Origin of the sequence: Rhodoferax ferrireducens (assembly GCF_003347515.1) — a bacterium.
Classification (GTDB): domain Bacteria; phylum Pseudomonadota; class Gammaproteobacteria; order Burkholderiales; family Burkholderiaceae_C; genus Rhodoferax.
In genome coordinates this window covers 34,107-40,888 of the sequence record NZ_QEII01000255.1, presented here as the reverse complement: position 1 = coordinate 40,888, position 6,782 = coordinate 34,107, and the positions used below count along the sequence as shown (strand labels likewise).

At 58.0% G+C, this 6,782-nt stretch carries 6 protein-coding genes and 1 pseudogene; 2 read left to right on the top strand and 5 right to left on the bottom strand.

Annotation, left to right across the window (positions count from 1 at the left end):
- Positions 1-515: 515 nt before the first annotated feature.
- The 4 genes from C5P05_RS08640 to C5P05_RS08625 form a co-directional block, all read right to left on the bottom strand.
- On the bottom strand, positions 516-1,130 hold the full coding sequence (locus C5P05_RS08640) for a DUF302 domain-containing protein (protein WP_114969439.1): 615 nt from the start codon (positions 1,128-1,130) through the stop codon (positions 516-518).
- Positions 1,131-1,160: 30 nt separating this feature from the next.
- Positions 1,161-1,661, bottom strand: a complete 501-nt coding sequence (locus tag C5P05_RS08635; RefSeq protein ID WP_114969436.1) for a DUF302 domain-containing protein — start codon at positions 1,659-1,661, stop codon at positions 1,161-1,163.
- 479 nt (positions 1,662-2,140) lie between these two features.
- Complete coding sequence (locus C5P05_RS08630) at positions 2,141-2,782, bottom strand: DUF302 domain-containing protein (RefSeq protein ID WP_114969435.1); 642 nt, start codon at positions 2,780-2,782, stop codon at positions 2,141-2,143.
- A 508-nt stretch (positions 2,783-3,290) separates the two neighbouring features.
- Positions 3,291-3,866, bottom strand: a complete 576-nt coding sequence (locus C5P05_RS08625; protein WP_198674674.1) for a TetR/AcrR family transcriptional regulator — start codon at positions 3,864-3,866, stop codon at positions 3,291-3,293.
- Between the two features lie 329 nt (positions 3,867-4,195).
- Here C5P05_RS08625 and C5P05_RS34395 point away from each other — a divergent pair.
- Both C5P05_RS34395 and C5P05_RS08610 read left to right on the top strand, forming a co-directional pair.
- Positions 4,196-4,907 (top strand): annotated as a pseudogene (locus C5P05_RS34395) (IS3 family transposase); the annotation flags it as partial.
- Positions 4,873-5,409 carry a hypothetical protein gene (locus C5P05_RS08610; protein WP_232834403.1) on the top strand — a complete coding sequence of 179 codons (537 nt, stop codon included), beginning with the start codon at positions 4,873-4,875 and terminating at the stop codon, positions 5,407-5,409. The pseudogene C5P05_RS34395 and the gene C5P05_RS08610, both read left to right, overlap by 35 nt.
- Positions 5,410-5,468: 59 nt before the next feature.
- Here C5P05_RS08610 and C5P05_RS08605 read toward each other — a convergent pair whose 3' ends face one another.
- Positions 5,469-6,653 carry a thiolase family protein gene (locus tag C5P05_RS08605; protein WP_114969430.1) on the bottom strand — a complete coding sequence of 395 codons (1,185 nt, stop codon included), beginning with the start codon at positions 6,651-6,653 and terminating at the stop codon, positions 5,469-5,471.
- Positions 6,654-6,782 lie beyond the last annotated feature (129 nt).

Sequence of the window (6,782 nt, the reverse complement as noted above, 5' to 3'; positions counted from 1 at the left end):
CTGCCGACCCAACGCGCCAGTCAGGTGGGCGACTTGCTGCCCCATCGCTGGCAACCTCAAACCATTCGTTGACGACTAATGCATTGACGCGCTCATCGCGTCAATGTGTGTTCCCCAGTTGCTTACCGACCTTCAGCGTATAGGCCATGTCGGCGCGCAAGACCGGACGTACTCGCAGATAGCGACACCGCAGCGTCGCCATAGAGAAACTGATTGCTTGGGCAGGCGTAGATGCGATGGGGCGGCGTCGATGAATGCCGCGAGCAGTAATACCAGGAATTATTCGCTTCTTGGGGCGCTAACTCGACGTGCGGCAGGGCAATATTCGCACTCCAGCGTTGCGCCGACAGGAGCAGTCGGCGCGCTCGCGCGCACTGTTGAGTTTTCGTTCGCAAAGGCGCCCCCCTGCCCAATCTTCAGGTGCGCCAGTCGAGCTCTGTGTTCTGTCAGAACCTTCTGAGTCTCTGACAATGAACTGACCCCAGCCCTTCCCCAGGTGAAGACCGAGCAGGCGGCTAGATGCCAGCGGCGTTGCTGAGAACTGCGTTTAGGTCGGCGTCCAACTGTAGACCAATAGTGGTGATGCGCTCATCGCCAAACTGTCCGAAAAACGATGACGGCAAATCGTACTCAAACACGCCTCGCCCTTCTTCATCTTCCCGCAGGATCACGCGCAGCGGTGCGTAGAGCGCCGCGCCGAGATTGTGGCGAGTCATCTTGGATGCCGTGACCGGATTTCCGATCTCGTAGTGAATTGTATTTCGCTTGCGACCGGTGATAGCGAGAAGCGCACCGTGGTTGCGATGGCTGAAGATTGCTAGCTTGGGGCCCTTCTCTTCATGCTCTCTCGCTCGTTCCATATCACCATTGTAGAGCGCGGGAATGAGAGTCGGATCGAGCTGGGGAACAGACTTTTCCAAGGATTCTTGAACTTCCGAAAAGCTCCGCTTCGAAAAGATCGTCACGTGTTTAACGAATAGCGGCTTGATGACCCTTGGACTCGACTTGACAGTCGATTCCTCATTCCCGCCGGTCTTAGCGGCAGCGACGGTCGCTTGCTGCGCGCTCACGAGTGAGGGTACGGCAACGGCAACGACGCATAAGCCGAGTGAGGTAATGAGATTGCGCATCCTAATGTTCTGCATGTTGAACTCGCTCTCTTACAACGATTCTGCCAGACCTGCGGCTTCGGCGAGCGCCGCGCTCAAAAGGGAGTCGAGTTGTAGCCCGACAGATGTAGCTCGTTCGTCGCCGAACTGTCCGAACAGATTGGAGGGCAGGTCGTACTCGAAAACGCCCCGGCCTTCGTCATCCTCGCGAAGAAGTACGCGCAGCGGCGCATACAGCGCTGCGCCAAGTTGGTGTCGCGTCATTTTGGATGCCGTCAAAGGGTTCCCGATCTCATATTGAATAGCGTTGCCACGGCGACCAGCGATTGCGAGCAGCGCTCCGTGGTCTCGTTGGCTGAATATCGATAGCTTCGGGCCTCTTTCCTCGTGTTCCTTAGCTCGCTCTTGGTCGCCTTTGTGCAGTGCCGGGATGAGGGTCGGATCCAGTTGTGGGACGACCTCCTCGAACGCATTTCGAACCTCGGCAAAGCTCCGGCGCGAAGGAATCGTCACATGCTGAATGGACAAGGATTTGATGATTGATTGATTCATAATTAAGGCTTTGAAAATTGATACATACAACTGACTAAAAAAGGAGACGTCGTTCGGACATTCGTCTCACTACCAACACCGGTACTTCTACTAGGCGCAAAGGAGCGCTGGAGCGATTGGCCGAGTCGGATAAACGACCTAGCCCGGGTACCGGGTGCGCAGGGCGTCCTGTTGGAGAAATCTGAATACTCGGTGTTGACGGCATTCCTTCTGAAAAACGGCAACGCGAAGGAAGTCGACACGTCGGTATGGCGGTTCATTGAGAGTCGTAGATTCAACGCACAGAGATGGTTTGCAGACAACCCGTCCCGCCTGCCGTAATATGGCCGCCAACCGATGTCGAGTCTGGTCTATCAGTGCTCGCCTGCGACAAGAGCTTGCTTGGCACGACTTCGGAAAATGCCGGCTGTGATCAGCCCTTTGTGAGCACTTGACTAGCATCTCCTTGCACCAAGTTCCGGCCGGCGAGCGACTTTACGTCACTCGGGTACTTCAGCAGCTTTGAGCAGGAGTAAGTGGAGCTTAGTGTCGAGGACTGCCGCGACCTTGTTTATATCTGCATCCTGGAACTGTCCAAAAGACGAGGATGGCATGTCGTATTCAACACGGATCGAGCCCGGTGCCCGCTCGTATGCCAGGATTGTCAGAGGCGCGTACAAGGCGATGCCCATGTTCTTGCGCTCCATCTGGATTGCGATGAGTGGATTTCCGATATGGAATCGGAAGGACTTGCGCGCGGGTTGACCAATTAGCGGGAACAGTACGCCATGATCAAGCGGGCTGTCAAAAAGCATCAATCCTTGCTCGCCCTGCGATGCCTTCAGGCGCTCCAGACCTCGCTTCAAGTCGGAGCCGCCAATCACCGGGTCGGCGGGATTGTAGTGCCCGAGGAGGCCGATCAGGTTCCTGCTGAAGGTATCGAAGTCAATCGCGAGGTCAACCGTCCGGTGCTGGATCTGAACAGTCGTCGTTGCGACAACCGGCCGAGGTTTCCCGGTTGCAGCTGTCGAGCCTTCGGCCGCCCACGCTTGAGGCGTTGCAGAAAATGCGGCCACGATGAGCGCGACGGGTGCTAGAACGCGTATCGAGAGGTTCGACCGCTGCTTCAATGATGTTTTCATGTGAGCCTTTCGAATGGAATGCTATTTACTATGTAACCCTTCAGGGAGAGGGAGGCCTCGGTACCACGCTGGTCTCCTAGTCCCTGGAGCCCAAAGATAACATTGTTAACAATTCGTGATAACAGTGTTAACCCTACTATCTGGACCGAGCGCGCGGGACTGCTAGATCGTGGCAGGTGCTTATGGCGCAGGATTGCTTGACGATAGGCTCAGGGCAAGGTTGCTCTCCGGAGGGGCCGCGGCGCACGAACGCAATGCATGACTTGCCTGAAGTGCTGCCGCCGCCTGCTGAAGTCGCAATGAATGTGGTGGGACCGGGAGTCGAAGACTTCGTCGCGTTGCAGCTTGCGCCGAACTGCAGCGCGCCGGCACCACGATCTGTGTGAGTTGGCCCAACCTGCTCTGCGACCAGGCACCTCGATGCCGTTATGGGTGAGGGCGTTCATCCCATTGCTTACGACTCTAGCGCCTATGTAGACCGCTAACCCTTTGCGTTTGCCGTGAGGCCTCAAACCAAACTTCGTAACCTCTCGAACTCGGCAGGGCCAGCGGCGACGGACGCAAGAAAGAGGTCGATGGAGAACTCAACCATCCCCTGCGTTTCTAGACCACTATCAGTACGAGGCGTTCGTCCGGCCAGAATCAGGGAGGCAACGCCGTGTTCCATTGACCACGCGGCATGCGAAAGCAGCTCAAGCTGCTTGCGCGACCAACCATTCTCAAGTGCAAGCTCGAAGACCGAAGTCGCAAAGAAATCATAGGAGACATTGCTGCTCTGCTCCATGTCGCCCCTGCGAAAGACCTGCATCAACCTGGGCCCCGTCATGAGGTCGAAAAGCCCAACATGATCCTGCGCGTACTGCACATAGCTGAGCATCATCCTTCTCGCCTTGGGAAGCGCTGCCAAGTGCTGGGCAGCAATCTGCTTACGTTGCGCCGCAAGCTCCTCGAAGCCCGAGCGTGCAATCGCGGCAAGCAGCTCATCCTTGCCAGAGAAGTGACGCGAAGGCGCAGCCTCGGAGACCCCGAGCCTGCGCGCCAATGCACGAAGACTCAACTCTGTCGCGCCGCTTTCCTCGAACATGCGACGACCCTCCATGACCAACGCATTGCGTAGGTCACCCGGCTCGTAGGCCGGTTCACGGGGAAGTGTTGACTTGGTTATTGACGATTTCGCTGATCGGCTTCGAGGCCGAACAGTAGGCGCGTGCGTTCTATCAGACATGAGTGGAGGTATCTCTTTCAGGCGCTCCATCTTACAAGCCCTCCTCCCAGTGAGATGATCCAGCCACTAGGTGTTAACGCCGATAACAACGAATATTAACATCGTTAACCATGGTTATTGCCGCAACTGGGCTGCTGCCGGTTGCAAAGACACCTTGTTAGAGTGTGAAATGATACCGGAGGTGGTTCATGGGAACGAGAAGGCAATTCAGCCGAGAGTTCAAGCTTGAGGCTGTCAAGTTGGTGAAAGAACGGGGCGTGTCGGTGGCGCAGGCTGCCCGCGACCTTGATGTGCACGAGGACGTGTTGCGCAAGTGGGTACGCGAGGCGGCGCTCGACCTGCAGCAGGCGTTCCCTGGCCAGGGCGTGATGAAGCCTGAGCAGGCAGAACTGGAACGCTTGAGGAAAGAGAACGCCAAGCTCAGGATAGAGCGCGACCTGCTGAAAAAAGCGGCGGCCTACTTCGCGCGGGAGTCGACGTGAGATTCGGCTTCATGGCGAAACACCGAGGGGCCTGGCCGGTGTCGATGATGTGCGAGGCGCTCGGTGTCTCGCGAAGCGGGTTCTACGCATGGCTCGGCAGACCCAGAAGCCAACGCGCCTGGATGACGAAGTGCTCGGCGGCCAGGTGCGTCAGAGCTTCTTGGGCAGCGACCGCACCTATGGCGCCCGGCGCGTTTGGCGTGACGCCCTGGCATTGGGTGCGCAATGTGGCTTGCATCGTGTGGAGCGACTCATGCGCGAGCAGGCCCTGCGGGCGAGGCCGCGACGCCGAGGACTGCCGCAAGACCGTGGTGCGCGAAGCGCCATCGCCGACAACGTGTTGAACCGTCAGTTCCATGCTGACGCGCCTAACCAGAAGTGGCTTGCCGATTTCACCTACATCTGGACGGCTGAAGGTCCAGCGGACGATCGCCGCCGGCACGTTTCTCTACAGCGATTACTTCCCCGACAGCGCGAGGGCCAAGCAGTTCGGCCCGGCCGGCGATCGGGTGCTGATCGGCACGTTGCTCACAGCCCAGCTTGCGATCTATGAGAAGCAAGCGGCGGACGAGACGCTGTCGCCCTCGACCCTGGCCGGGTACAAGAAGGCGAGCAAGTCCGAGCGGATGAAGCACTGGGAAGAGAAGACGCTCGGAGCAGCCACCCAACCCGCCCTGCGCGACTGGATCGCCAGTCTGGGGGTCACTGCCAAGTTCACGCGAAACCTGCTCACACCGCTGCGGAGCGTCTTCGAAGACGCGCTGAATGCCGGCCTGATCAAGACCGATCCCTTCAGCGAGCTGGACCTGTCAAAGCTGCTGAAGCAGACGGCGAAATCCAGCGAGTACGTCGTGGACCCATTCACCGCCGACGAGCGCGCCGCCATCATCAAAGCGGCGCGCAGAACTGGGCTTGAGTGATCTCCACGCATGATGTATCTCGCCTCACGCAGGGCTGTTGCAATTTGTCCTAACACGTCCTAGACTGCTTCAAGCGCCAGAGCAATACCTTGACCACCGCCAATGCACAAGGTGACAATGCCGCGCTTGACGCCACTTTGTCGCATCGCATGCACCAGCCTCGTCGTAAGGACAGCGCCCGTGGCCCCGATAGCATGTCCGTGTGCGATCGCACCACCATCCACGTTCACAATATCCTCAGGAATACCCAGAACCTGCATCACGGCCAAGGGGACTGCGGCGAATGCTTCGTTGATTTCAAAGCGCTCCACATCTTGCAGCCTCCAGCCTGCTCTCTCGAGCACTTGACGTACCGCTGGCACTGGCCCGAGCCCGAACATTCCCGGATCGACAGCCCCAACTCCCACAGCAACGAGCCGCGCGATGGGTTCTATGTTGTTGCGCTCCGCGAATGAGCGTTCCGCCACAATCATGGCCGACGCGCCGGAATTGAGCCCCGGTGCGTTGCCCGCCGTGATGGTGCCCTCTGGTCGAAATGCTGGCTTCAACTTGGCGAGGCTTGCCAGCGAAGTGTCAGGTCTGTTGGCTTCGTCGCTATCAAAAAGCTTCTTGTTGCGCCCAGAACCCACCTCGATCCCAACGATCTGGGACACGAAACTGCCGGCCGCTTGGGCAGCGGAAAAGCGCTTCTGAGAACGTTCCGCCCATGCATCCTGCTTCTCTCGCGAGATTGAGAACTCACGCACCAAGTCTTCGGTATGCCACCCCGAGTGTTCTCCCGAGAATGCGTCATTCAAGCCGTCTCGCAACATGCTGTCGGACGCCACCGCATCTCCCATTCGATTCCCCCATCGCGCTTGGGCAAGAAGATAGGGAGCTTGATCCATGTTTTCCATACCCCCCGCGACAGCCGCTCCAGCGTAGCCAAGCAGCACCTCCTGTGCGGCAGATGCAATTGCTTGTGCACCAGAACCGCAGACACGATTGACGGTGAAAGCGGGAACCGAGGTCGGAAGGCCCCCGTAAACGGCAGCTTGTCGTGCTGAATTCATTCTGAGCCCGGCCTGAATAACATTTCCGAACACCACTTGACCAATCAGTTCAGGTCGTAGCCTAGCCCGTTGAACGGTCTCTCGCACTACGGCCGCCCCGAGATCAGTCGCAGCCGTCCCTTTGAGTGATCCGTTGTAGGCACCGATTGCCGTACGGACTGGGTGACAGATAACAATTTGCTTTTCGCTCATTTCAATATCCAAGAGTTAAATTTGTGCCAGCTAGGCCTCACCGCGATTGCGCTCAGCCTGGCTCGCAGAACGGATTGACGCCGCGAACGCGCCACGCTTGGCTTATCAGTACCGTATCGAGTGACAGGT

What these genes read in the sequence shown, in the direction of transcription:
- C5P05_RS08630 (WP_114969435.1), bottom strand. Translation starts at nt 2,782, where the DNA reads ATGAAAACATCATTGAAGCAGCGGTCGAACCTCTCGATACGCGTTCTA.
- C5P05_RS08635 (WP_114969436.1), bottom strand. Translation starts at nt 1,661, where the DNA reads ATGAATCAATCAATCATCAAATCCTTGTCCATTCAGCATGTGACGATT.
- C5P05_RS08605 (WP_114969430.1), bottom strand. Translation starts at nt 6,653, where the DNA reads ATGAGCGAAAAGCAAATTGTTATCTGTCACCCAGTCCGTACGGCAATC.
- C5P05_RS08640 (WP_114969439.1), bottom strand. Translation starts at nt 1,130, where the DNA reads ATGCGCAATCTCATTACCTCACTCGGCTTATGCGTCGTTGCCGTTGCC.
- C5P05_RS08625 (WP_198674674.1), bottom strand. Translation starts at nt 3,866, where the DNA reads ATGTTCGAGGAAAGCGGCGCGACAGAGTTGAGTCTTCGTGCATTGGCG.